Annotated in this window: 19 protein-coding genes, 1 tRNA gene and 1 riboswitch; of the genes, 6 read left to right on the top strand and 14 right to left on the bottom strand. The window is 70.5% G+C overall.

The window, feature by feature from the left end; all coding sequences use genetic code 11:
* Positions 1-303: 303 nt before the first annotated feature.
* Positions 304-1,698, bottom strand: a complete 1,395-nt coding sequence (locus GUY60_RS14665; protein WP_161697768.1) for a cystathionine beta-synthase — start codon at positions 1,696-1,698, stop codon at positions 304-306.
* Positions 1,699-1,915: 217 nt separating this feature from the next.
* Here GUY60_RS14665 and GUY60_RS14660 point away from each other — a divergent pair, with 217 nt between their 5' ends.
* The 3 genes from GUY60_RS14660 to GUY60_RS14650 all read left to right on the top strand — a co-directional run bounded on the left by GUY60_RS14660 (position 1,916) and on the right by GUY60_RS14650 (position 5,540).
* Positions 1,916-3,097 carry an SGNH/GDSL hydrolase family protein gene (locus GUY60_RS14660; protein ID WP_161697767.1) on the top strand — a complete coding sequence of 394 codons (1,182 nt, stop codon included), beginning with the start codon at positions 1,916-1,918 and terminating at the stop codon, positions 3,095-3,097.
* Positions 3,098-3,162: 65 nt separating this feature from the next.
* Entirely contained in the window at positions 3,163-4,383 is a 1,221-nt protein-coding gene (locus GUY60_RS14655; RefSeq protein ID WP_161697765.1) for an acetyl-CoA C-acetyltransferase, read from the top strand.
* Positions 4,384-4,688: 305 nt separating this feature from the next.
* The gene (locus GUY60_RS14650; RefSeq protein WP_161697772.1) at positions 4,689-5,540 is read left to right on the top strand and encodes a hypothetical protein; all 852 of its coding nucleotides are present in this window, start codon (positions 4,689-4,691) and stop codon (positions 5,538-5,540) included.
* A gap of 64 nt (positions 5,541-5,604) precedes the next feature.
* On the opposite strand, the gene GUY60_RS14645 is transcribed toward GUY60_RS14650, so the two are convergent.
* The gene (locus GUY60_RS14645; protein ID WP_161697763.1) at positions 5,605-5,916 is read right to left on the bottom strand and encodes a hypothetical protein; all 312 of its coding nucleotides are present in this window, start codon (positions 5,914-5,916) and stop codon (positions 5,605-5,607) included.
* Positions 5,917-6,014: 98 nt separating this feature from the next.
* Here GUY60_RS14645 and GUY60_RS14640 point away from each other — a divergent pair, with 98 nt between their 5' ends.
* Positions 6,015-6,245, top strand: a complete 231-nt coding sequence (locus GUY60_RS14640; RefSeq protein ID WP_161697761.1) for a DUF4287 domain-containing protein — start codon at positions 6,015-6,017, stop codon at positions 6,243-6,245.
* A 94-nt stretch (positions 6,246-6,339) separates the two neighbouring features.
* Here GUY60_RS14640 and GUY60_RS14635 read toward each other — a convergent pair whose 3' ends face one another.
* Together GUY60_RS14635 and GUY60_RS14630 are read right to left on the bottom strand one after the other, a co-directional pair.
* Positions 6,340-7,227, bottom strand: coding sequence for a Bax inhibitor-1/YccA family protein (locus tag GUY60_RS14635; protein ID WP_161697759.1), 888 nt, complete (start codon positions 7,225-7,227; stop codon positions 6,340-6,342).
* A 153-nt stretch (positions 7,228-7,380) separates the two neighbouring features.
* Positions 7,381-7,463 (bottom strand) — tRNA-Leu (locus GUY60_RS14630).
* A 406-nt stretch (positions 7,464-7,869) separates the two neighbouring features.
* Here GUY60_RS14630 and GUY60_RS14625 point away from each other — a divergent pair.
* Complete coding sequence (locus GUY60_RS14625; protein WP_161697757.1) at positions 7,870-8,640, top strand: ABC transporter ATP-binding protein; 771 nt, start codon at positions 7,870-7,872, stop codon at positions 8,638-8,640.
* 47 nt (positions 8,641-8,687) lie between these two features.
* The gene (locus tag GUY60_RS14620) at positions 8,688-11,234 is read left to right on the top strand and encodes an ABC transporter permease (RefSeq protein WP_161697755.1); all 2,547 of its coding nucleotides are present in this window, start codon (positions 8,688-8,690) and stop codon (positions 11,232-11,234) included.
* 68 nt (positions 11,235-11,302) lie between these two features.
* On the opposite strand, the gene GUY60_RS14615 is transcribed toward GUY60_RS14620, so the two are convergent.
* The 10 genes from GUY60_RS14615 to GUY60_RS14570 all read right to left on the bottom strand — a co-directional run.
* The gene (locus GUY60_RS14615; protein WP_161697754.1) at positions 11,303-12,592 is read right to left on the bottom strand and encodes a class I SAM-dependent methyltransferase; all 1,290 of its coding nucleotides are present in this window, start codon (positions 12,590-12,592) and stop codon (positions 11,303-11,305) included.
* 202 nt (positions 12,593-12,794) lie between these two features.
* The gene (locus GUY60_RS14610; RefSeq protein WP_161697752.1) at positions 12,795-14,204 is read right to left on the bottom strand and encodes an NAD(P)/FAD-dependent oxidoreductase; all 1,410 of its coding nucleotides are present in this window, start codon (positions 14,202-14,204) and stop codon (positions 12,795-12,797) included.
* A gap of 398 nt (positions 14,205-14,602) precedes the next feature.
* Positions 14,603-15,544: a Ppx/GppA phosphatase family protein gene (locus GUY60_RS14605; protein WP_161697750.1), complete on the bottom strand. Its 942-nt coding sequence runs from the start codon at positions 15,542-15,544 to the stop codon at positions 14,603-14,605.
* Complete coding sequence (locus GUY60_RS14600; RefSeq protein ID WP_161697748.1) at positions 15,541-16,083, bottom strand: DUF501 domain-containing protein; 543 nt, start codon at positions 16,081-16,083, stop codon at positions 15,541-15,543. The genes GUY60_RS14605 and GUY60_RS14600 overlap by 4 nt, the downstream gene beginning before the upstream one ends.
* Positions 16,084-16,114: 31 nt before the next feature.
* The gene (locus GUY60_RS14595; protein WP_161697746.1) at positions 16,115-16,609 is read right to left on the bottom strand and encodes an FtsB family cell division protein; all 495 of its coding nucleotides are present in this window, start codon (positions 16,607-16,609) and stop codon (positions 16,115-16,117) included.
* Between the two features lie 90 nt (positions 16,610-16,699).
* Positions 16,700-17,980, bottom strand: a complete 1,281-nt coding sequence (gene eno / locus GUY60_RS14590) for a phosphopyruvate hydratase (protein WP_446696999.1) — start codon at positions 17,978-17,980, stop codon at positions 16,700-16,702.
* A 381-nt stretch (positions 17,981-18,361) separates the two neighbouring features.
* Positions 18,362-19,069, bottom strand: a complete 708-nt coding sequence (locus tag GUY60_RS14585) for a LysM peptidoglycan-binding domain-containing protein (protein ID WP_161697742.1) — start codon at positions 19,067-19,069, stop codon at positions 18,362-18,364.
* 4 nt (positions 19,070-19,073) lie between these two features.
* Positions 19,074-19,289: riboswitch (cyclic di-AMP (ydaO/yuaA leader) on the bottom strand.
* 204 nt (positions 19,290-19,493) lie between these two features.
* On the bottom strand, positions 19,494-20,399 hold the full coding sequence (locus tag GUY60_RS14580) for a transglycosylase family protein (protein ID WP_161697740.1): 906 nt from the start codon (positions 20,397-20,399) through the stop codon (positions 19,494-19,496).
* Positions 20,400-20,552: 153 nt separating this feature from the next.
* The gene (locus GUY60_RS14575) at positions 20,553-21,830 is read right to left on the bottom strand and encodes a cytochrome P450 family protein (RefSeq protein WP_376771229.1); all 1,278 of its coding nucleotides are present in this window, start codon (positions 21,828-21,830) and stop codon (positions 20,553-20,555) included.
* The coding region (locus GUY60_RS14570) for a nucleoside triphosphate pyrophosphohydrolase (protein ID WP_161697738.1) at positions 21,827-22,673 on the bottom strand (847 nt) is incomplete at its 5' end. The genes GUY60_RS14575 and GUY60_RS14570, both read right to left, overlap by 4 nt.

Below are 22,673 nucleotides of genomic sequence, written 5' to 3'. Positions count from 1 at the left end.
GTCCGGCAGGACTTCGGGAAGGGGCGGGGCGGGGAAACAAAAAGCCCGCAGGGACCACCGCACCCCCAGCCGCAGCCGCAACCGCAGCCAGAGGGCGGGACGACGGTGGTCCCCGCGGGGGACGCGGGCGGCCGGGTCAGGGCCGGCGCTCCGCGTCCGAGGCGTTCAGGAGGTCCGGGAGCCGCTCCGGAGGATCCTGTGCGCCGACACCCACCAATCTGCCGGACCCGTGTTAAGCGGGTGCTGCGCGCACATGTCGCCCCCGTACCGATTTCCCGACCCCCAACACAACAGACAGGCCTGCTACTTCGCGTCCCGCGCCAGGAACGCGAGCAGGTCCTGACGGCTCACCACACCCGTCGGCTTGCCCTCGACCAGGACGATCGCCGCGTCCGCCCCCGTGGTCGCGGAGAGCACCGACATCAGGTCGGCCACCGGCTCGCCCGAGCCGACCTGCGGCAGCGGGTCCGACATGTGCTTCTCCAGCGGGTCGGCGAGCGAGGCCCGCTGCGTGAACAGCGCGTCGAGCAGCTCGCGTTCGACCACCGAGCCGATGACCTCCGCGGCCATCACGTCCGGGTGCCCGGCGCCCGGCTTGACGATCGGCATCTGCGAGACGCCGTACTCGCGCAGCACCTCGATGGCCTCGCCGACCGTCTCCTCCGGGTGCATGTGCACCAGCTTGGGGATGCCGCCCTCCTTGTGCGCCAGGACGTCGCCGACCCGCGGCGCGTCCCCGGCCTGCTCCAGGAAGCCGTAGTCGTTCATCCACTCGTCGTTGAAGATCTTCGAGAGGTAGCCGCGCCCGGAGTCCGGAAGCAGCACCACGACCACGTCGTCGGGACCGAGCCCCTCGGCCACCTTCAGGGCCGCGACGACCGCCATCCCGCAGGAGCCGCCGACGAGCAGCCCCTCCTCCTTGGCGAGCCGCCGGGTCATCTGGAAGGAGTCCTTGTCGGAGACCGCGACGATGTCGTCCGTCACGTTCTGGTCGTACGCGGTCGGCCAGAAGTCCTCACCGACGCCCTCGACGAGATACGGCCGCCCGGAACCCCCGGAGTACACCGAGCCCTCGGGGTCAGCGCCGATGATCCGTACCCGTCCGTCGCTGGCCTCCTTCAGGTAGCGGCCGGTGCCGGAGATCGTCCCGCCGGTGCCGACGCCCGCCACGAAGTGGGTGATCCGCCCCTCCGTCTGCTCCCACAGCTCGGGACCGGTCGTCTCGTAGTGCGAGCGCGGGTTGTTGGGGTTGCTGTACTGGTCCGGCTTCCAGGCGCCGGGCGTCTCGCGGACGAGCCGGTCGGAGACGTTGTAGTACGAGTCGGGGTGCTCGGGGTCCACGGCGGTGGGGCAGACGACGACCTCTGCGCCGTACGCCCGCAGCACGTTGATCTTGTCGAGAGACACCTTGTCCGGGCAGACGAAGATGCACTTGTAGCCCTTCTGCTGGGCCACGATCGCCAGGCCCACCCCGGTGTTGCCGCTGGTCGGCTCGACAATGGTGCCGCCCGGCTGCAACTCTCCGCTCGCCTCGGCCGCCTCGATCATGCGCAGCGCGATGCGGTCCTTCACCGAGCCGCCCGGGTTGAAGTACTCGACCTTGGCCAGGACGGTGGCCCTGATGCCCGCGGTCACGTTGTTGAGCCTCAGCAGCGGGGTGTTACCGACGAGGCTGATCATCGAGTCGTGGAATTGCACCGTTGTCTCCGGTTCTCCCTAGGAATGCGGTCAGCCTAAGCGGAATTCGGGCGTTCGGTGGTGGGCTCCGAGCGGGTCGTACGAGCCTGCCGTGACCGCACGATGACCATGAGGCCACCACGGTCCGGCACGCTCCTTGAGCAGGTCCGAGATTGACCGACGGTGGGTACCGGGCAAGGAGTTGGTGTACGGCGCTACAAGGAGGTGGCTTCGGTCCATGTCGAGGGCAAGGGTGGCACGACGTATCGCCGCGGGCGCGGCGTTCGGCGGGGGCGGGGTCGGCCTGCTCGGGGCGGCCGCGGTCGGCGTGGTCCTCGCCGAGGTGCAGTTGGCGAAACGGCAGGTGGGCACCGCCCCGGGCACCGATCCGGTGCAGCCGCCGAACGCCGACGGGATGTACGGCGGCGCGTTCCTCGATCCGGCGGACACCCGCTCCGCGCTGCGCCTGACGATGCTCGGCGACTCCACGGCCGCGGGCCAGGGCGTGCACCGGGCCGCACAGACCCCGGGCGCCCTGATCGCCCAGGGCCTCTCGGCGGTCGCCGAACGCCCGGTCCGGCTGCGGAACGTGGCCCTGCCCGGCGCCCAGTCCGACGACCTGGCCCGGCAGGTCACCCTGCTCCTCGCCAACTCATCGGCGGTGCCCGACGTCTGCGTCATCATGATCGGCGCCAATGACGTGACCCACCGGATGCCCCCGACCCGTTCGGTGCGCTACCTGGCGGCGGCGGTACGACGGCTGCGTACCGCGGGCGCCGAGGTGGTCGTCGGCACCTGTCCCGACCTGGGCTCGGTGGAGCAGGTCTACCAGCCGCTGCGCTGGCTGGCCCGCCGCGTCTCCCGCCAGCTCGCCGCCGCCCAGACCATCGGCGTGGTCGAGCAGGGCGGCCGGACCGTGTCCCTCGGCGACATGCTCGGGCCCGAGTTCACGGCCAACCCGCGCGAACTGTTCGGCCCGGACAACTACCACCCGTCGGCGGAGGGGTACGCGACCGCGGCGATGGCCGTCCTGCCCACGGTGTGCGCGGCGGTCGGCCTGTGGCCGGAGGAGGAGCGCCCCGACAGCTCCCGCGACGAGGGCTTCCTGCCGGTCGCCCGCGCGGCGGCGGAGGCGGCGTCCGAGGGCGGTACGGAGGTCACGGCCGCGATGCCGACAGGCCCGCGCGGACCGTGGGCCCTGCTCAAGCACCGCAGGCGGCGGCGCATCCACGCACCGGAGCCCGCGACACCCAACACGGCGACCGGCGACCACGGCGACGCGGCGCCCGGCACGGCGCCCGGCACGGCCTCCGCCCCCCACAGCGACGGCCAGAGCGACGGCCACAGCGGCACCCACAGCGACAAGAAGTCTGAGCAAGCGCTTAGAAAAGAGGCGGGCGTCACACGCCAAGAGCGATGACCTTGGCGGTACGTACAGGTAACTTCCCTCACGGTCAGCCATATCTGCGACAAGGGAGCCCCCTCATGCCCGAAGCCGTGATCGTCTCCACCGCCCGCTCCCCCATCGGCCGTGCCTTCAAGGGCTCCCTGAAAGACCTCCGCCCCGACGACCTGACGGCCACGATCATCCAGGCCGCCCTCGCCAAGGTCCCGGAGCTCGACCCGCGCGACATCGACGACCTGATGCTCGGCTGCGGCCTGCCCGGCGGCGAGCAGGGCAACAACCTGGGCCGCATCGTCTCCGTGCAGATGGGCATGGACCACCTGCCCGGCTGCACGATCACCCGGTACTGCTCCTCCTCGCTGCAGACCACGCGGATGGCGCTGCACGCCATCAAGGCGGGCGAGGGCGACGTATTCATCTCGGCGGGCGTCGAGATGGTGTCGCGCTTCGCGAAGGGCAACTCGGACTCGCTGCCCGACACCCACAACCCCTTCTTCGCCGAGGCCGAGGCCCGCACCGCCGAGGTCGCCACGCAGGAGGGCACCACCTGGCACGACCCGCGCGAGGACGGCATCGTGCCGGACGCGTACATCGCGATGGGCCAGACCGCCGAGAACCTGGCGCGCCTGAAGGGCATCACCCGCGAGGACATGGACGCCTTCGGCGTGCGCTCGCAGAACCGTGCCGAGGAAGCCATCAAGAACGGCTTCTGGGAGCGCGAGATCACCCCGGTCACCACCCCCGACGGCACGGTCGTCAGCAAGGACGACGGCCCGCGCGCCGGCGTCACCCTGGAGGGCGTCTCGGGCCTCAAGCCCGTCTTCCGCCCCGACGGCCTGGTCACGGCCGCCAACTGCTGCCCGCTGAACGACGGCGCCGCCGCCCTCGTCGTCATGTCCGACACCAAGGCCCGCGAGCTCGGCCTGACCCCGCTCGCCCGCGTCGTCTCGACCGGCGTCTCCGGCCTCTCGCCCGAGATCATGGGCCTCGGCCCGGTGGAGGCCAGCAAGCAGGCGCTCAAGCGCGCCGGGCTCGGCGTCTCCGACATCGACCTGTTCGAGATCAACGAGGCTTTCGCGGCCCAGGTCATCCCGTCCGCCCGCGAGCTCGGCATCGACGAGGACAAGCTGAACGTCAACGGTGGCGCCATCGCCGTCGGCCACCCCTTCGGCATGACCGGCGCCCGCATCACCGGCACGCTGATCAACGGCCTCCAGTTCCACGACAAGCAGTTCGGCCTGGAGACCATGTGCGTCGGCGGTGGCCAGGGCATGGCCATGGTCATCGAGCGCCTCAGCTGACCCGTAGGGGACCGGCCGGAGCTACCGGACCGGAGCCGCAGGGGGCGCGCGTCTCACGCTCCGCGCTTTTCGCGCACCCCCTGTAACCCCCCGAGTCCCCGCCGTGACACAACCTCCCCCAGGATGTGACCTACGTCCTGGGGGAGTGCCATATACGCAGGTCAGAGCGGTGCGGGCGAAAACCTCGAGTAGAAAGTCCTGTCCCTTTCGTGACCTAATGCACTGACAGGCAACAGCCGCCTCCGACAAGCTGAGGTAGGAAGTCGGGGGTCGACTTTGAAACCGGGAGTACGTCAGTGAGCACCATGACTCTTGCCCTGCTGCTCGCCACCGCCGCTGCCACGGCCGTGGGGGCTGCCGCACTGCACACCGTGCGTGGGCTCCGGAAGCAGCTCGCCGAGATCACGGCGCTGCGTGCCGAGCTCGTCGCGATCCGCTCGCACCACGTGGAGTCGGCCGCGACCGTGCCGCACGCCCGTGCCGCCGCCGAGTCCGCCGCACCGGCCGCCGACACGGACGCGATCCGTGCCGCCGTCGCCGAGGCGCTCGCCGAGGAGCGGGAGCGCGAGCTGGCCGAGGCGCGCGCCTTCTGGGCCGCGCAGGAGGCCCGTGACGCCGCCGACGCCCCGTCGCTGCTCGGCGGTCTGCCGCCGAACGTCGCGGACGAGCTGTTCCTGCCCCGCCAGTCCGACTTCGTCGGCCTTGAGCGCGAGCTGCAGCACGAACTCGCCGAGCCCGTCGAGGACTTGAGCACCGCCGACGAGTTCCCCGAGGACTCCCCCGAGCTGGCCGCCGCCCGCCGCCGCCACCCCTCGCACCCGGACTTCGTTCCGGTGCAGCAGATGCGCGACCCGGTCGGCGACCACGAGTACACGGTGAGCTGTCTGGAGGAGCTGGCGCAGGCCCGTACCGCGCTCTCCGACGTCCGCCCCGGCCCGCTCGGCACCCTCGACGTGTACGTCTTCACGGACGGTACGACGCTGTGCATGACCCCGGGTCACCGCGAGACCGCGGAGCGCCTGGCCGAGGCCCTGCGCTCGGGCGACACCCCGGTGCTGCTCGGCGGCTCCGGAGTCTCCGGCGCGTACACCCTGACCTTCGCCTGCGGCGAGGAGAACGTCTACATCCTGGCGGACCGCGTCATAGCCTCCGCCTGACACCGGCGCCCGGGGCCGTCCGCCTCGGGCCGCCCCGCACGCGCCCTCGACGCGCCGGAGTGAACTACACCCCGGCGCGTTTCTGTGCCTCGTGCACCAGGCGCACCGCGTCCGCCAGCTGTCCCTCGTCCGTCAACACGAGGGCCAAGTCGCGCCCCGCGACGGTGACTTGGTCGGAGACCGAGAACAGGCCGACGTCGGGCATCACGCGCGGCACCGCGTCGGGTTTCTCGATGTCCTGCGCCCGTACGGCCAACTCCCTGGCCAGCTCCCGGGCTTCGGCCGCGGCACCGCGCTGCAGGCGGCTCTCCGAGGCGGCCCGGAGGCGGTCGGCGAACACGTCCACGGCATCGGTCAGGAGCGTCGTATCAAGCACCCTGTGACCCTATGCGCCGCCCCGGGCCTGTTGCCAACACCCCGACGCTCAGGCACGGTGACGGGAAGGTCTTGCATCGAGAGCGTCCGGAGGCGCCGATGTCGCTTGTCTTCTCCGAGGAGACCCACCGCAATCTGCTCGCCCGCATCCCCCATTGCACCGGCCGCGAGGTGTCCGACTGGATCCGCGCGGTCGACGAAGGTCCGTCCTTCCTCCGCTTCGACGAGAAGGTCAGCTGGCTCCGCGGCGAGTACGACCTCGCGTACGGCCACGCCAAAGCGATCGTCCACGAACACGACATGAGAAAGGCCGCCCGCAGGCTGCTGTGAGCGCGCACGCCGGATCACCAACGGCGAAGGGCCCGCGAAGCGTTCGCTTCGCGGGCCCTTCGGCTGACCGGACGTGCCGGGGCGTGCCGGGACGTCAGTCGCTGTTCAGGATGGAGATCAGCCGCAGCATCTCCAGGTAGATCCACACCAGGGTCATGGTCAGACCGAAGGCGGCCAGCCAGGACTCCTGCCGCGGAGCGCCGTACGCGATGCCGTCCTCGACCTGCTTGAAGTCCAGGGCGAGGAAGAAGGCGCCGAGCAGGATGCCGACGATGCCGAAGACGATGCCGAGCGGACCGCTGCGGAAGCCGAGGCCGTCACCGCCGCCGAACACCATGAACAGCAGGTTCACGGCGGTCAGCACCAGGAACGCCGTCGCGGCGATCATCAGGAAGCGCGTGAAGCGCTGCGTGACGCGCACGATGCGGGTCTTGTACAGCACCAGCATCGTGACGAAGACCGCCATGGTGCCGAGCACGGCCTGCATGGCCGCGCCCTCGGCGACGTACGTGTTGATGTAGTTGCTGATGGCGCCGAGGAAGACGCCTTCGAAGGCCGCGTACGCCAGGATCAGCGCCGGGTTGGCCTTGCGCTTGAAGGACTGGACGAGCCCGAGCACCATCGCGATGAGCGCGGCGCCGATGGCGATGCCCAGGTTCACGTTCATGACCCAGGCGACGGTGGCGCCGGCGATCACGAGGCCGAGCGTCATGCCCGTCCGCATGACGACGTCGTCCATCGTCATCTTGTCGCCGGTGGCGACCGGCGCCTGCGGGGCACCGTGCTGGAGGTCCTGCTGCGCGTAAGGGTTGTTCTGCGCGTACGGGTTCGTCGGCGCCTGGGCGTACGGGTTACCGCCCGCGTACGGGTTGCCCTGGGTGCCGACGGCGGGGCCCCCGGCCTGCGGCGCCGCGCCATAGCCCGCGGTGCCGTTGTCGCGGCTGAACCCCCGTCGCGAGAAGACCGGGTTGCTGCTCCTCATCTCACTCCTTGACCAATGCACGACTGGCCACCCTGCGCGGCCTTGAGTCAAGAGTAATGGGTAAGCAAAAGAAGCACTCTAGTGCTCGGGGAGGATCTTTCCGCGAAGACCGCAATCGCCACGAGCGAGGCCGCGGTCGCCGCGAGCGGAAGGTGCCCGGAACCGGACTTGAACCGGTACGCCCCCGAGGGGCAGCGAGGTTTAAGCTCGCCGTGTCTGCATTCCACCATCCGGGCAGGCCGTGGATTCCGCGTGGTGCGGGATGTCGAGCCTATCGGGACGCGTACCTCGAACAGCCGAACAACAGCCCGATGTTGTCTTGTTTTATTGATGCTTGAGGGTCCGTCAGGGCCGTGAAGGCGTCGTGGGCGCGTTACTGACGGGCCCTGCGCAGGTGTGGAGGGGGCGTGGCGGAATGACGGAATTCGGTCGCCCCGGCCGGGGGGGGTGCGGGACGACTCGGCGCAGGGCCGGCGCTCCTCCCCGCTCAGGGTCGACGCTCCTCCCCAGGTATGACACCGGCCGCCCCCTGTCAGCCTGAAGAGGAAGCACGGAACGAGAGCTGGGGCTGACTTCCGGGCCCGTATCCGCCAGCACGATGGAACGAGCAGTCCGACATCGTGCCGACAGGAGCCCCTCCCCGTGACCACCACACCCGTCGCTCACCAGGCGACCGCAGTAGCCGCGCGTGCCACCGAGCTGAGCAAGGTCTACGGGCAGGGCGAGACCCAGGTGGTCGCCCTCGACCGGGTCACGGTCGACTTCCGGCAGGCCGAGTTCACCGCGATCATGGGCCCGTCCGGGTCCGGCAAGTCGACCCTGATGCACTGCGTCGCCGGGCTCGACTCGTTCAGCTCCGGGTCCGTACGGATCGGCGACACCGAGCTGGGGTCCCTGAAGGACAAGCAGCTGACCAAGCTCCGCCGGGACAAGATCGGGTTCATCTTCCAGGCGTTCAACCTGCTGCCCACCCTGACCGCGGCCGAGAACATCACGCTGCCCATGGACATCGCGGGCCGTAAGCCGGACAAGGCGTGGCTTGAGCAGGTCATCCAGATGGTGGGCCTGTCCGGGCGGCTCAGCCACCGGCCGAGCCAGCTCTCCGGCGGCCAGCAGCAGCGCGTGGCCGTGGCCCGCGCCCTGGCCTCCCAGCCCGAGATCATCTTCGGTGACGAGCCGACCGGGAACCTGGACTCCCGCTCCGGCGCCGAGGTCCTGGGCTTCCTGCGCAACTCCGTACGGGAGTTGGGCCAGACCGTCGTCATGGTCACCCACGACCCGGTGGCCGCCGCCTACGCGGACCGCGTCGTGTTCCTCGCCGACGGCCGCCTCACCGACGAGCTGCACGCACCCACCTCCGACTCGGTCCTCGACCGCATGCGGCAGTTCGACGCCAAGGGCCGCACCAGCTGAGCAGCAGCAGCCACCCCACCTCCAGGACAGGAATCCAGGACCCCACCATGTTCCGTACCGCCTTGCGCAATGTCCTCGCGCACAAGGCCAGGCTGCTGATGACCGTGCTCGCCGTACTGCTCGGCGTGGCCTTCGTGTCCGGCACCCTCGTCTTCACGAACACCGTCTCCGACGCGTTCCAGAAGAGTTCCGCCCAGGGCTTCGACCACGTCGACGTGGCGATCAAGCCCGAGCAGGGCGACGCCGGCGCGCAGGGCGGCAGGCCCGGTGCCGCGCCCGCGCTGACCCAGGAGCTGCTCGACCGCTCCGCGAAGGTCGACGGCGCCGCCTCCGCGACCGGCACCGTCTCCGGCTTCGCCGCTCTCGCCGGCAAGGACGGGGAGCTGCTCGGCGACGGCTGGTCCACCCGCGGCGCCAACTACTTCCCCGGCCCGGACGGCAAGGACGACCGCTACCCGATGCGGGACGGCCGGGCGCCGAGCGGCAAGGGTGAGATCGCCCTCGACGCGAAGACCGCCGAGCGCGCCGGGTTCGAGGTCGGCGACACCGTACGGATGTCCATCGACGGGCCCGTGCTCACGCCGAAGGTCACCGGCATCTTCACCACCGATGACGGCAACGTCGCCGCGGGCGGCAGCCTCGCCCTCTTCGACACCAAGACCGCGCAGGGGCTGTACGCGAAGCCCGGCGAGTTCAGCGAGATCGACGTACGGGCCGCGGCCGGTACGAGCCAGGCCGCGCTGATGAGCGAGATCGAGAAGGTGCTGCCGAAGAACGGCACCGCCGCCGCCACCACCGGCAAGGAACTCGCCGACGAGCAGGCCGAGGCCATCTCCACGTCCATGAGCGGCATGCGGACCGGGCTGCTCGTCTTCGCCGGCATCTCGCTGTTCGTCGGCATCTTCATCATCGCCAACACCTTCACGATGCTGGTCGCCCAGCGCACCAAGGAGCTGGCCCTGATGCGCGCGGTGGGCGCGTCCCGCCGCCAGGTCACCCGTTCCGTACTGATCGAGGCGTTCCTGGTCGGTACGGTCGCCGCCGTCACCGGTCTCGCCGCGGGCATCGGCATCGGCGCGGGCCTGCGCTCCCTGATGGGCAGCTTCGGCGGCTCCGTCCCGGACGGCCCGCTCGTGGTCTCCCCCGCGACGGTGATCACCTCGCTGCTCGTCGGCGTCGTCGTGACGATGCTCGCCGCCTGGCTGCCCGGCCGCCGCGCCGCGAAGATCCCGCCGGTGGCCGCGATGAACAGCGTGCACGCCGCCGCGAGCACCAAGTCCCTCGTCGTACGCAACACCATCGGGGCCCTGCTCTCCGGTGCGGGTGTCGCCGCGGTGCTCGCGGGCACCACCATGGGCGACGACGGCAAGCTGCCGATGGGCCTCGGTGCCGCGCTGCTCCTCGTCGGCGTCTTCGTCCTGACACCGCTGCTGTCCCGGCCGGTCATCGCGGCCGCCGCCCCGCTCCTCAAGGTCTTCGGGATCTCCGGCAAGCTCGCCCGGCAGAACGCGGTACGCAACCCGCGGCGCACCGCCGCCACCGCGTCCGCGCTGATGATCGGGCTCACCCTGATCACCGGCATGACCGTGATCGCGGGCAGCGTCCAGAAGTCCATCGACAAGATGGCCACGGACTCGCTCAGGGCCGACTACGTCGTCTCCATGGCGAACTTCGGCCCGCTCTCCCCCGATGTGGAGCAGAAGCTCAAGGACCTCGACGGCGTCACCGCCACCAGCCCGCTGCGCAACTCGCCCTCGCTCGTGGACGGCGAGCGGGAGTACCTGACGGGTGTCGACGCGAAGACCATCGGGCAGCTCGCCGAGCTCGACTTCCGGCAGGGCTCGTGGGACGCGCTCGGCGGCGCCAAGGCCGTCGTGGACAGCGACACCGCGAAGCGCTTCGGCTGGAAGGACGGCTCCCGGTTCCCCGTCACGTACGAGGACGGGAAGAAGGGCACGCTCCAGGTGGCGGGCGTCTACCAGGGCAACGAGATGATGCGCGGCATCATGCTGGACAAGGACCGGCTCGCCCCGCACCAGAGCCGGATCACCGACATGCAGGTGATGGTCAAGACCTCGGACGGGGCCACGCCCGCGGCCAAGGAGTCGATCCGTGAGGCGCTCGGCGACAACCCGGCCGTCGCCGTCGACGACAAGAAGGACATCTCCGACGGCATCGCCCAGATGTTCACGCTGATGCTGAACATGCTCTACGGGCTGCTCGCCATGGCCGTCATCGTGGCCGTGCTCGGCGTGATCAACACCCTGGCCATGTCCGTCTTCGAGCGGTCCCAGGAGATCGGGATGCTGCGCGCGATCGGCCTCGACCGCAAGGGCATCAAGCGCATGGTGCGCATGGAGTCCCTGGTGATCTCGCTGTTCGGCGGGGTGCTCGGGATCGGGCTCGGGGTGTTCTTCGGCTGGGCGGCCGGCGAGCTGATCGGCTCGTCCATCGCCACGTACGAACTGGTGCTTCCGTGGGGCCGGATGGGCCTGTTCCTGGCCCTGGCCGCGCTGGTCGGCATCCTCGCCGCCCTGTGGCCGGCCCGTCGTGCGGCCCGCCTGAACATGCTGTCGGCGATCAAGGCGGAGTAGCAGCGGAGTAGCGGGTACGCGAGGGGCCCGGGGCGCGCACATGGCGCCCCGGGCCCCTTCGCGTACCGCTAGTTCCAGTCGCGCGACCTGAGCGGCAGTCCCGACTCGCCCCTCTCCGGGGTCCGGACCGCGAGGACCTGGTTCACGCCGATCCGGTTCCGCTCGAAGGCCAGCGCGGACGCCGCCATGTAGAGGCGCCATACGCGGGCCCGCCCCGGCGAGACCATGCGCTGGGCGCGGGGCCAGGCGGCCTCCAGGTTGGTCACCCAGCGGCGCAGGGTGTGGGCATAGTGCTCGCGGAGCGACTCCACGTCGCGTACCTCGAAGCCGGCCTCCTCCAGGAGCGAGACCGTACGGCCCAGAGGGGCGAGCTCGCCGTCGGGGAAGACGTACGCATCGATGAACTCGTCCACGCTGTAGCCCTCCTCGTCCCGCACCGGACGGCGGCCGATCTGGTGGTTGAGCAGCCGCCCGCCGGGCTTGAGGAGTGCGTACAGGTCGGTCGCGTACCCCAAGTACTGGACCGCGCCGACGTGTTCGGCCATGCCGATGGAGGAGATCGCGTCGTACGGGCCGTCCCGCACGTCGCGGTAGTCCTGGACGCGGATCTCGACGCGGTCGGTGAGACCCTCGTCCGCGATCCGCTTGCGGGCGTACGCGGCCTGCTCGCGGGAGAGCGTGACGCCGACGACGTGGACGCCGTGCTCGCGCGCCGCGTGGATCGCCATGGAGCCCCAGCCGCAGCCGACGTCGAGCAGCCGCGCGCCGGGCCTCAAGTCCAGCTTGCGGCAGATCAGTTCGAGCTTGTCGCGCTGGGCGTCCTCGAGGGTGGCGTCGGGGGATTCCCAGTACGCGCACGAGTAGACCATCGACGGGCCGAGCACCAGCTCGTAGAAGTCGTTGCCCACGTCGTAGTGGTGGCTGATCGCCTGCCGGTCGCGGACCTTGGTGTGCAGCGGGCCGCCGCGCCTGCCGACCTCTTCGCGGGGCGGCGCCGGGGGCAGCAGTACGGGTCCGGCGAGGGTGAGCAGCTCGCGTACGGCGGCGCGTACGGCCGGGTCGCGGAGCGAGGGGCGCGCGGCGTCGTCGGCGCGCTCCCAGATCAGGTCGGACATCTGGTCGAGGGTCTCGTAGAGGTCGCCCTCGACGTCGAGGTCCCCGGCGACCCAGGCGCGGGCCAGGCCGAGCTCGCCGGGCTTGAAGAGGATGCGGCGCAGGGCGCGGCGGTTGCGTACGAAGAGTGCGGGGGCGCCGGGCGGACCGTCCTCGCTGCCGTCCCAGGCACGGATGCGGACGGGGAGCGGGGCTCCGAGGAGTTGTTCGGCGAGATTCCTCAGCCGCGGCGCGGCGTCTGCCATGGCGTGTCACCTTCCTGGCTCGATCCCGGTAGGTCCAACACCACGTAAACACCAACAGAGGCCGTGCGCAGTCCCGTTGCGGCATAAAGGGTCGGCAAAGAAGTTGCCCCAGGCACCCACTAGCCCACGAAAACCCCGCAGGGGCCGCCCGCACCACGGATGGCGGACGGCCCCTGCGGGGTCTGACGGTGTGTGCCGGAGGTCAGGAGGCCTTGGCCTTCTCCGACTTCCCGGCGGCGGGCTTGTCGGTCGCCTCGACGGCCGGCGGCGCGACCGGCGCGGGCTTGGCGGCCTCGTAGAACTCCTCGCGCGGCGACTCCATCGCGCCGAGCGAGACGACCTCGCGCTTGAGGAAGACCGCGAGGGTCCAGTCGGCGAAGACGCGGATCTTGCGGTTGTACGTCGGCATCGCCATGCCGTGGTACGCGCGGTGCATGTACCAGGCGAGACGGCCCTTGAGCTTGATCTTCATCTTGCCCATGACGATCATCGCGACGCCCTTGTGCAGGCCGAGACCGGCGACCGCACCCTTGTTGGCGTGGCTGTACTCCTTCTGCGGGAAGCCCCGCATACCGGAGATCACGTTGTCGCCGAGGATGCGCGCCTGACGCAGCGCGTGCTGGGCGTTCGGCGGGCACCAGGCGTTCTCGTTGCCCGCCTTGCGGCCGACGAGGTCCGGCACCTGGGCGTTGTCGCCCGCGGCCCAGATGTAGTCGCTGCCCTGGACCTGGAGGGTCGTCTGGGTGTCGACGTGGCCACGCGGGCCGAGCGGCAGACCGAAGCGGGAGAGCACCGGGTTCGGCTTGACGCCGGCGGTCCACACGATCGTGTTGGAGTCGACCTCGAGGCCGTTCTTCAGCACGACGTGACCGTCGATGCAGGAGTCCATGGAGGTCGAGAGGTAGACCTCGACACCACGGCTCTCCAGGTGCTCCTTGCCGTACTGGCCGAGCTTGGGGCCGACCTCGGGGAGGATCTTGTCGGCGGCGTCGACGAGGACGAAGCGCATGTCCTCGCGGGACACGTTGTTGTAGTACTTCGCCGCGTCGCGGGCCATGTCCTCGACCTCACCGATGGTCTCCGCACCCGCGAAGCCACCGCCGACGAAGACGAAGGTCAACGCCTTGCGGCGGACCTCTTCGTCGGTCGTGGAGTCAGCCTTGTCGAGCTGCTCCAGGACGTGGTTGCGCAGGCCGATGGCCTCCTCGATGCCCTTCATACCGATGCCCTGCTCGGCGAGGCCGGGGATCGGGAAGGTGCGGGAGACCGCGCCCATCGCGATGACCAGGTAGTCGAAGGGCAGCTCGTAGGCCTCGCCGACGAGCGGCGCGACCGTGGCGACCTTGCGGTCCTGATCGATGGTGGTGACTCGGCCGGTGAGCACCTCAGCCTTGGGCAGCACGCGTCGCAGCGGTACGACGACATGCCGAGGCGAGATGCTGCCGGCGGCAGCTTCGGGGAGGAAGGGCTGGTACGTCATGTACGAGCGCGGGTCGACGACCGTGACGGTCGCCTCGCCGTAGCGCATCTTCTTGAGAATGCGTCGAGCTGCGTACAGGCCTACGTACCCACCGCCTACAACGAGGATCCGGGGACGCTCCGTGGTGCTCATGCCATCGAGTATCCACCCCCCGACCGGGGGTCGCTCGTGAGCCCCTTCACAAGGGTCTGGACACCCTCTGCTACACTCCGCCACCCACGTGATCGAGGTCATGCCCCCGCAGGGGAACCATCGACCGGGGCGAACACGTTGGGAACCCCGCTGAGCTGCCGATCTCGGGACGGCCTCGAGTGGACCACGACCCGGTTTCACACGGGTTTCGTACGGCCGTAAAACTCCCGAAACCCCGCGTGAGACGCGACGGGTCCACAGTTCGGGACCCAAGTGGCCTCAAGAGCGCCCATCGGGCCGCTTTTCCTTGTGAAGAACTTCACGAAGTTCGTACGGAGAACGGGCCGGAAGCACTGCTTCCGGCCCGTTCTCCCCGCTCAGACGTGAGTTGCGGCTGCTCAGGCGAGGGACCAGCCGATGCCGTCCAGGATGTCGTGCTCGCTCACGACGACCTCGTCGAAGCCGAACCGCTCCATGATCAGCAGCAGGACGAGCGCGCCCGAGGCGATCACGTCCACGCGGCCGGGGTGCATCGCGGGGATCGCGGCGCGCTCGGCGTGGGTGGAGGTGAGGAGGCGCTCGGTGATCTCCTTGACCTGGCTGAAGGAGAGCCTGGAGTGGTGGATCGCGGCCGAGTCGTACTCCTGAAGGCCGAGCGCGATGGCGGACAGCGTGGTGACCGAGCCCGCGAGACCGACCAGGGTGCGGCTCTCGTCGACCGGCACGGTCCGGGCGACCAGGTCGAGGCCCGCGGTGATGTCCGCGCGGATCGCCTCGATCTCCGCCGCACTCGGGGGGTCGCTGACCTTGCCCTCGTGCCGGAGGTGGCGCTCGGTCATCCGTACGCAGCCGACGTCGATGGAGCGCGCCCCGCGGACGCTCTCGTCACCCACGACGAACTCGGTGGAGCCGCCGCCGATGTCGACGACCAGGTAGGGCTTGGCCAGGTCGGCGCGGCCGGTCAGCTCCTTGGTGGCGCCGAAGAAGGAGAACGCGGCCTCCTGGTCACCGGTGATCACCTCGGGCTCCACGCCCAGGATGTCGACGACGCCGCGGACGAACTCGTCCCTGTTCTCCGCGTCCCGCGAGGCCGACGTGGCCACGAAGCGGAGCTGCCGCGCGCCGTGCGCCTCGATGATCCCGGCGTACTCACGGCAGGCCGCGAAGGTACGCTCCAGGGCCTCGGGGGCGAGGCGGCCGGTCCTGTCGACGTCCTGGCCGAGCCGGACGATCGTCATCCGCCGGTCCAGGTCGACCAGTTGACCCGTCTCGGGGTCGGCGTCCGCGACGAGCAGGCGGATCGAGTTCGTACCGCAGTCGATGGCGGCGACGCGGGTCATGCGCCCGCCTCCGCCGGCTTCGGGTCCTCGGTGGTGACGCAGGCGCCCTTGGCCCACCACTGCGGCAGCAGCGCGATGGCCTCGTCGCCGAGCGGGTTCACGCCCGGTCCGGCGGCCAGCGAGTGGGCGACCAGGACGTGCAGGCACTTCACCCGGTCCGGCATGCCGCCGGCGCTCGGGAAACCGGTGAGCACCTCGATCTCGTCGCGGCGCCGGATGTAGTCCTCGTGCGCGGCGCGGTACGCGGCGGCGAGCTCCGGGTCGGTGGCCAGGCGCTCCGTCATCTCCTTCATGACGCCGTTGGCCTCGAGCGTGCCGATGGCCGAGTTCGCCTTCGGGCACGTCAGGTAGTACAGCGTCGGGAAGGGCGTGCCGTCGGGCAGCCGCGGCGCCGTCTCCACCACGTCGGGCTGGCCGCACGGGCAGCGGTGGGCGATGGCCCGCAGGCCGCGCGGCGGGCGGCCGAGCTGCTGCTTGAAGGCCGCGACGTCGGCGTCGGTCGGCTCGGTGCGCGGGGTGGTGGGCGGGGGCGTGTCCATGCCGGTGCTGGTTACTTTCGGTGAGAGTCGATCAGGGGGCGTCGGTGTCGTCGGCGGCGCGGCGGTCCGCCTTGTCGACGCCGTCGAACAGGTTGCTGTACCAGGCACGGTCGGCCGCGCCCGGTTCGGTGGGACGCTCGCGGCCCGCGCTCGGGTCGACGACCGTGTACCCGACCTCGCCGGGCCGCACCATGTGGAGCCGCTCGCGGGCCTGCCGCTCGACGTACGCCGGGTCGCGCCAGCGGGCCTTGGAGTCACGGAGCCGCTCGGTCTGCTCGCGAGCCTCCGCCAGCTTCCGTTCCTGCTCGGCGATGTCGGCGCGCTGCGCGACGTACTGCCTTATCGGGTACGCGAGTGCCACGACCAGCGAGCAGAGGACCAGGGCGAGCAGGGCCGCGCGGCCGGTGAGCCGGGAGCGGCGGGCCTGGCGCCTGGTCTGGGAGCGGTAGACGCGGGCCGCGGTCTGCTCGCCGAACAGCCGCAGTCTGGTCGCGGTGGAGAACCGGTCCCGGTCCTTCACGGCCATGTCCCCGCCTCCCGTTCACACGCGCGTACGTCCCCGCACACGGTACGGGACCGAGTACGGGGACGTACGTAGCTACAGCGTGCCTACGGCTCAGCCCTTGAAGCGCGGGAAGGCGCTGCGGCCGGCGTAGACCGCGGCGTCGTCGAGGATCTCCTCGATGCGCAGCAGCTGGTTGTACTTGGCGACGCGCTCGGAGCGGGCCGGGGCGCCGGTCTTGATCTGGCCGCAGTTGGTGGCGACGGCGAGGTCGGCGATGGTGACGTCCTCGGTCTCACCGGAGCGGTGCGACATCATGCACTTGAAGCCGTTGCGCTGGGCCAGCTCGACGGCGTCCAGGGTCTCGGTCAGCGAACCGATCTGGTTGACCTTGACCAGCAGGGCGTTCGCGGACTTCTCCTCGATGCCACGGGCCAGGCGCTCCGGGTTGGTGACGAACAGGTCGTCGCCCACGAGCTGGACCTTGTCACCGAGCTTCTCGGTGATGACGTTCCAGCCGGCCCAGTCGTCCTCGTACAGCGGGTCCTCGATGGAGACCAGCGGGTACGCGGAGACGAGCTCCTCGTAGTACTCGGTCATCTCGGCGGCCGAGCGGGACTTGCCCTCGAACTCGTACTTGCCGTCCTTGTAGAACTCGGACGCGGCCACGTCGAGGGCCAGGGCGACCTGCTCGCCGGGGACGTAACCGGCCTGCTTGATGGCCTCGAGGATGAGGTCGAGCGCGGCGCGGTTGGAGTCCAGGTTCGGGGCGAAGCCGCCCTCGTCGCCCAGGCCCGTGGAGAGGCCCTTGTCCTTCAGGACCTTCTTGAGGGTGTGGTAGACCTCGGTGCCCCAGCGCAGCGCCTCGGAGAAGGACTCCGCGCCGATCGGGGCGATCATGAACTCCTGGATGTCGACGTTGGAGTCGGCGTGCGACCCACCGTTCAGGATGTTCATCATCGGGACGGGCAGCAGGTGCGCGTTCGGACCGCCGAGGTAGCGGAACAGCGGCAGGTCGCTGGCCTCGGAGGCGGCGTGCGCGACGGCGAGCGAGACGCCGAGGATGGCGTTGGCGCCGAGGGAGCCCTTGTTGTCGGTCGCGTCCAGGTCGAACATGGCCTGGTCGATCAGGCGCTGCTCGGTCGCGTCGTACCCGACGAGCTCCGGGCCGATCTGCTCGATGACGGCGAGGACGGCCTTCTCGACACCCTTGCCCTGGTAACGGTTGGGGTCACCGTCACGGAGTTCGATGGCCTCGAAGGCACCGGTGGAGGCACCGGACGGAACAGCAGCACGACCCGTGCTGCCGTCGTCGAGGCCGACCTCGACCTCGACCGTGGGGTTGCCTCGGGAGTCCAGGATTTCCCGGGCTACGACGACGTCGATGGACGGCACGAGCATCTCCTTCTGGGATGTGACGCATAGGTATGACGCACAGTGTGCGTGCGTGCAGGTCTGCTTGGCCTTGCGTCTCCCGAGCCTATCCGCCTCCGGAGGCTCGGCCACCCGGCCGCCCGCCCGCTGGGACGAAAAGAGGCCCGAAGACCTGTAATAGGGGACAAACGTCCGCGATTACTACCAGTCGGTAGCCGTAGCGGAGGTCGCACGCAGGGCTCACACGCAGGGTTCGCACGCGGGCATGCCCCCGCCCCGGCGCGTACGGGGGAATGCACGCCGGGGCGGGGAGTGTGGGGGTGCGGTGCGGGCGGGCCGTGGCCGAGCGGTGGGGGGATGTCGTTCTGCGCCCCCGGCCCGCCGTCCGCGCGCGGGGAGCGGCTACTTCAGGTGCAGCTGCTGGCCCGGGAAGATGAAGTCGGCGTCGTCGACGATGTCCTTGTTCAGGTCGAACAGCTTCTGCCAGCCGCCCTTGACGTCGTGCGCCTCGGCGATGGACGAGAGGGTGTCGTCCTTCTTGACCTTGTACTCGCCGTCGCCCTTCTTGACCTTCTTGCCGGTCGGGGTCTTGACGGTCTTCTGCTGCGGCTCGGCGCGCTCCTGCGAACGGGACGCCGGCTGCTCGGCCTTGCGCTCCGGCTGCGGGGCGGCCTGCTGCTGCGGGGCCTCGGCGGGGGCGCTCGCTTCCGAACCGCCGCCGTCGTACGAGGCGTTGGAGAGGCCGACGCCACAGCTCGGCCAGGCGCCCTTGCCCTGACCGGCGAGGACCTTCTCGCCGATCTCTATCTGCTGGTCCTTGGAGGCCTGGTCGGCGGTGGCCGCGTACTTGTCGCCGCCGTAGGCGCTCCAGGTGGAGGACGAGAACTGCAGGCCGCCGTAGTAGCCGTTGCCCGTGTTGATGGACCAGTTGCCGCCGGCCTCGCACTGGGCGACCGCGTCCCACTCGGAGGACGTGGCGGCGGAGGCGGAGCCCGCGGTGACGAGCGGCGCGGCGACCGCGGCACCGGCGACACCGGCGACCGCCAGGACGCGGGTGGCCTTGTCGGCCTTGGTCATACGACGGTGCTTGCCCTTGCCGGAGAACAGCATGGAGTAATCCCCTCACCGACGCCTGCGAAGTGAGCTGTCGGGTTCGGGCCAAGTGAGTTGCCCGGCCACTCGGTACGTATCGGACAGTGCGTCTCGGACGTACCGGGTGACTTCACCCCAAGCCGGTCTCCTGCCGCTGCGGGCTTCTGCTGAAGCTCTCAACGGCCGGGCCCGGCGCGAACCTTGGGTCCCCCGCTCCTGCCTACGGCGCTTTACGCGACGACTGTTCCCAAGGGCCGCCGGCAGGATTCGGCGTGACGGCCATCGGGGCCCGCCAGTGGCGAGCGGTCACGACCGTAGACATGCGATCGACGGAAATACAAAGACGATCTGGGCTGATGAGACCCATCTCTCATCCTGGGCGAAGCCTCTTTATAACGGACATTCAGCACTGAACTGCCGCCGGATTCCGCCCAGTTTCGAACTACTTCGCTCCGAGGTCGAGGCGCTGGCCAGGGAGGATGAGGTCCGGGTCGAGCCCTACCGTCTTCTCGTTGGCGGCGTACAGCGCGGCCCAACCTCCGTCGACATCACGGGCGTCGGCGATGGCGGAGAGGCTGTCGCCGAGACGGACCGTGTACGCACCTTCGGCGTCGCCGCGGGAGCCGTCGCCGCGCGAGGCGTGCCGACCCGAGGAGTTGTCGTCGCCGTCGCCGCGCGGGGCCTCGGGTGCGGGCTCACCACGGTGGCGACCGCCGCCGTTCTGGCCTGAGTTGTCCGTTTCGCCCGTGCCGCCGTCGTGACTCTTGTCTCCCGATTCGTCCGACTTGTCGTCGGACGGCGCCTCACCCGAGGGGCCCTCGTCGGGCTTCTCGCCGGACGGCTTCTCGGACGGCTTCCCGTCGGACGGCTTCTCGTCGGACGGGTCCGTCGCGGGCGGCAGGTCGGCGGCGGGGTCGTCGGACGACGGGTCGTCAGCCGCCGGCTCGTCCGTGGGGTTCTCGGCGTCCGGGAACCCGGCGACCAGGCCACAGGTCGGCCAGGCCAGCGGGCCCTGATCGGCCAGCACCTTCTCCGCCACGGCGATCTGCTCGGCCCGGCTCGCCCTGTCGGCGCTCGGGGCGTGCTTCAGGCCGCCGTACTCCTCCCAGGTCGCCTGGGTGAACTGGAGCCCGCCGTAGTAGCCGTTGCCCATGTCCGCGCTCCAGAGACCGCCGCTCTCGCACAGGGCGAGCCGGTCCCAGGTGTTGGCGTCCACCGTCGCCTCGGCGGCGCTCGCGCCGGTGGCGGCGAGCAGCGGAAAGGCGAGGGCCGAGCCGGTGACCCCGGCCGCGACCACGAGGGCAGGAGCCTGGCGTCGACGTCGGTGACGGCCGTTCCCGGAGAGCATGCGGTTCCCTTTCGCGCGACAACAGGCGTGGCGTCTGAGCCGAGGGATGAACGTAGCGACACTCGAACGCTTGTCACAACCCGGTACAGCGGAGATCACGTGAAAGTCACAGTCTTGACGCCCCGTCAGAAATCGCGTCGGGGCGGCGCCCTCTCACTCGGGGGTGAACTCCACCGGGAGCGTGCGCAGACCGCGCATGATGAGCCCGCCGCGCCACCGCAGATCGTCGGGTTCCACCGCGAGCCGCAGGTCGGGAAGGCGGCGAAGCAGCGTCGCGATGGCCGTCTGTCCCTCGATACGGGCGAGGGGCGCGCCCACGCAGTAGTGGATGCCGTGGCCGTATCCGAGGTGCTGGTTGTCGCGCCGGGCGAGGTCGAGGGTGTCGGGTCCGGCGAAGCGCTCCGGGTCGCGGTCGGCGGCGGCGAGGACGACCAGGACGGGGTCGCCGGCCGCGATGTCCTGGCCGCCGATGCGGACGGGCTCGGTGGCGAAGCGCCAGGTGGCGAGCTCGACCGGGCCGTCGTAGCGCAGCAGTTCCTCGATCCCGGTCTCCAGGAGCGAGGTCTCCCCCGCGGCCAGCGACTCCTGGAGCCGCTCGCGCTCCCGCGGGTGGCGGAGGAGTTGGTACGTGCCGTTGCCGATGAGGTTGACGGTGGTCTCGAAGCCGGCGAACAGCAGGATGAAGGCCATCGCGGCCGCTTCGTTCTCGGTGAGGTGCTCGCCGTGGTCGCCGGCCCTGATGAGGTCGGAGATCAGGTCGTCGCCAGGGCTCTCGCGCTTGCGGTGGATGAGTTCGGCGAGGTAGCCGCGCATCTTCTTCACCGACCGGGCGACGCCGCCGCGCGGGCCTCCGCCGTGCCGGATCATCATGCCCGCCCAGTCGCGGAAGTCGTCCTGGTCCTCGCGCGGGACGCCGAGCAGGTCGCAGATCGCGTAGATCGGGAGCGGGAAGGCGAACTCGTGGATCAGGTCGGCCTCGCCCTTCGCGGCGAACGTGTCGATCAGCTCGTCGGTGAGCTGCTGCACGCGCGGCGCGAACCGGGCGACGCGGCGCGGGGTGAACGCCTTCGACACGAGCCGCCGGAGCCGGGTGTGGTCCGGCGGGTCGATGTTGAGCAGATGCGTCATCAACTCGGCCTTGCGCTCGCCCGGAATGCCCGTCTTGCCCTTGGCGTGCGAGGGCTCGTCGTGGTGCTCCGGGTTCTTCGAGAGGCGCTGGTCGGCGAGGGCCTGCCGGGCGTCCGCGTACCGGGTGACGAGCCAGGCCTCCACACCGCTGGGCAGCTTGGTGCGGTGCACCGGCGCGTGCTCGCGCAGCCAGGCGTACGCGGGGTACGGGTCGGCGGCGAACTCCCAGGTGAACAGCGGAGGTTGAGGCCCCTCGGGGAGCGGCCCCTCGGCGTCGCGCGGGCAGCCGGTGGGAGTGCTCACGCCTGGCCCTCCGCCGCGCGGATCGCGTCCCGGTAGGCGCGGGCGGCGGCGCGCAGGGCGGCCTCCGGGTCGGTGCCCGCGGCCTCGGCGCGCACGGCGAGGGCGAGCAGCTCGTAGCCGACGCCCTCGCCGGTGGGCGGCTGCACGTCGAGGCCCGCCGTACGCGTACGGGACGCGAGCTTCGCGGCGAGCGCCAGGCCGGGCTGGCCGAGCGGGACGCCGTCGGTCACCGAGTCCCGCTGCTTCTCCTCGGCCTTGGTGCGCAGCCAGTGCGCCTTGACGTCCTCCGGGGTCTCGGCGGAGTCGTCGCCGAAGACGTGCGGGTGGCGGTGGATGAGCTTGGTGACGATGGTGCCGGCCACGTCGTCGATCGAGAACGGTTCGCCCTCTTCCTCCGGGTCGGCCTCCTCTGCGATCCGGGCGTGGAAGACGACCTGGAGGAGCACGTCGCCGAGTTCCTCGCGCAGTTCGGCGCGGTCGCCGTCCTCGATGGCCTCGACGAGTTCGTACGCCTCCTCGATGCCGTACTTGGCCAGGCCCTTGTGGGTCTGGCGCGAGGACCACGGGCACTCGCGCCTGATCCGGTCCATGACCTGCACCAGGTCGAGGAGGCGGGCGCCCGGCAGGTCGTACGAGGCGGGCAGCAGCTCCAGGTCCGGCATCGTGAGGCGGCCCGAGCCGGCGAGCCGTGCGAGGCCGTCGGTGAGGTGGGGCTCGCCCTCGCCGGTGGCCACGACCACCACCGTGCGGTTCGCCGCACAGGCCTCGACCAGTTCCTCGGCGTTGGGGGCGCTCGTGGTGACGGTGATGCCCGCGTCGCGGAGGTAGGGGAGTTGGGGGTGG

Source organism: Streptomyces boluensis (genome assembly GCF_009908195.1).
GTDB lineage: Bacteria > Actinomycetota > Actinomycetes > Streptomycetales > Streptomycetaceae > Streptomyces > Streptomyces boluensis.
The sequence above is the reverse complement of the archived record's forward strand: the minus strand, read 5'-3'. Positions and strand labels throughout refer to the sequence as shown.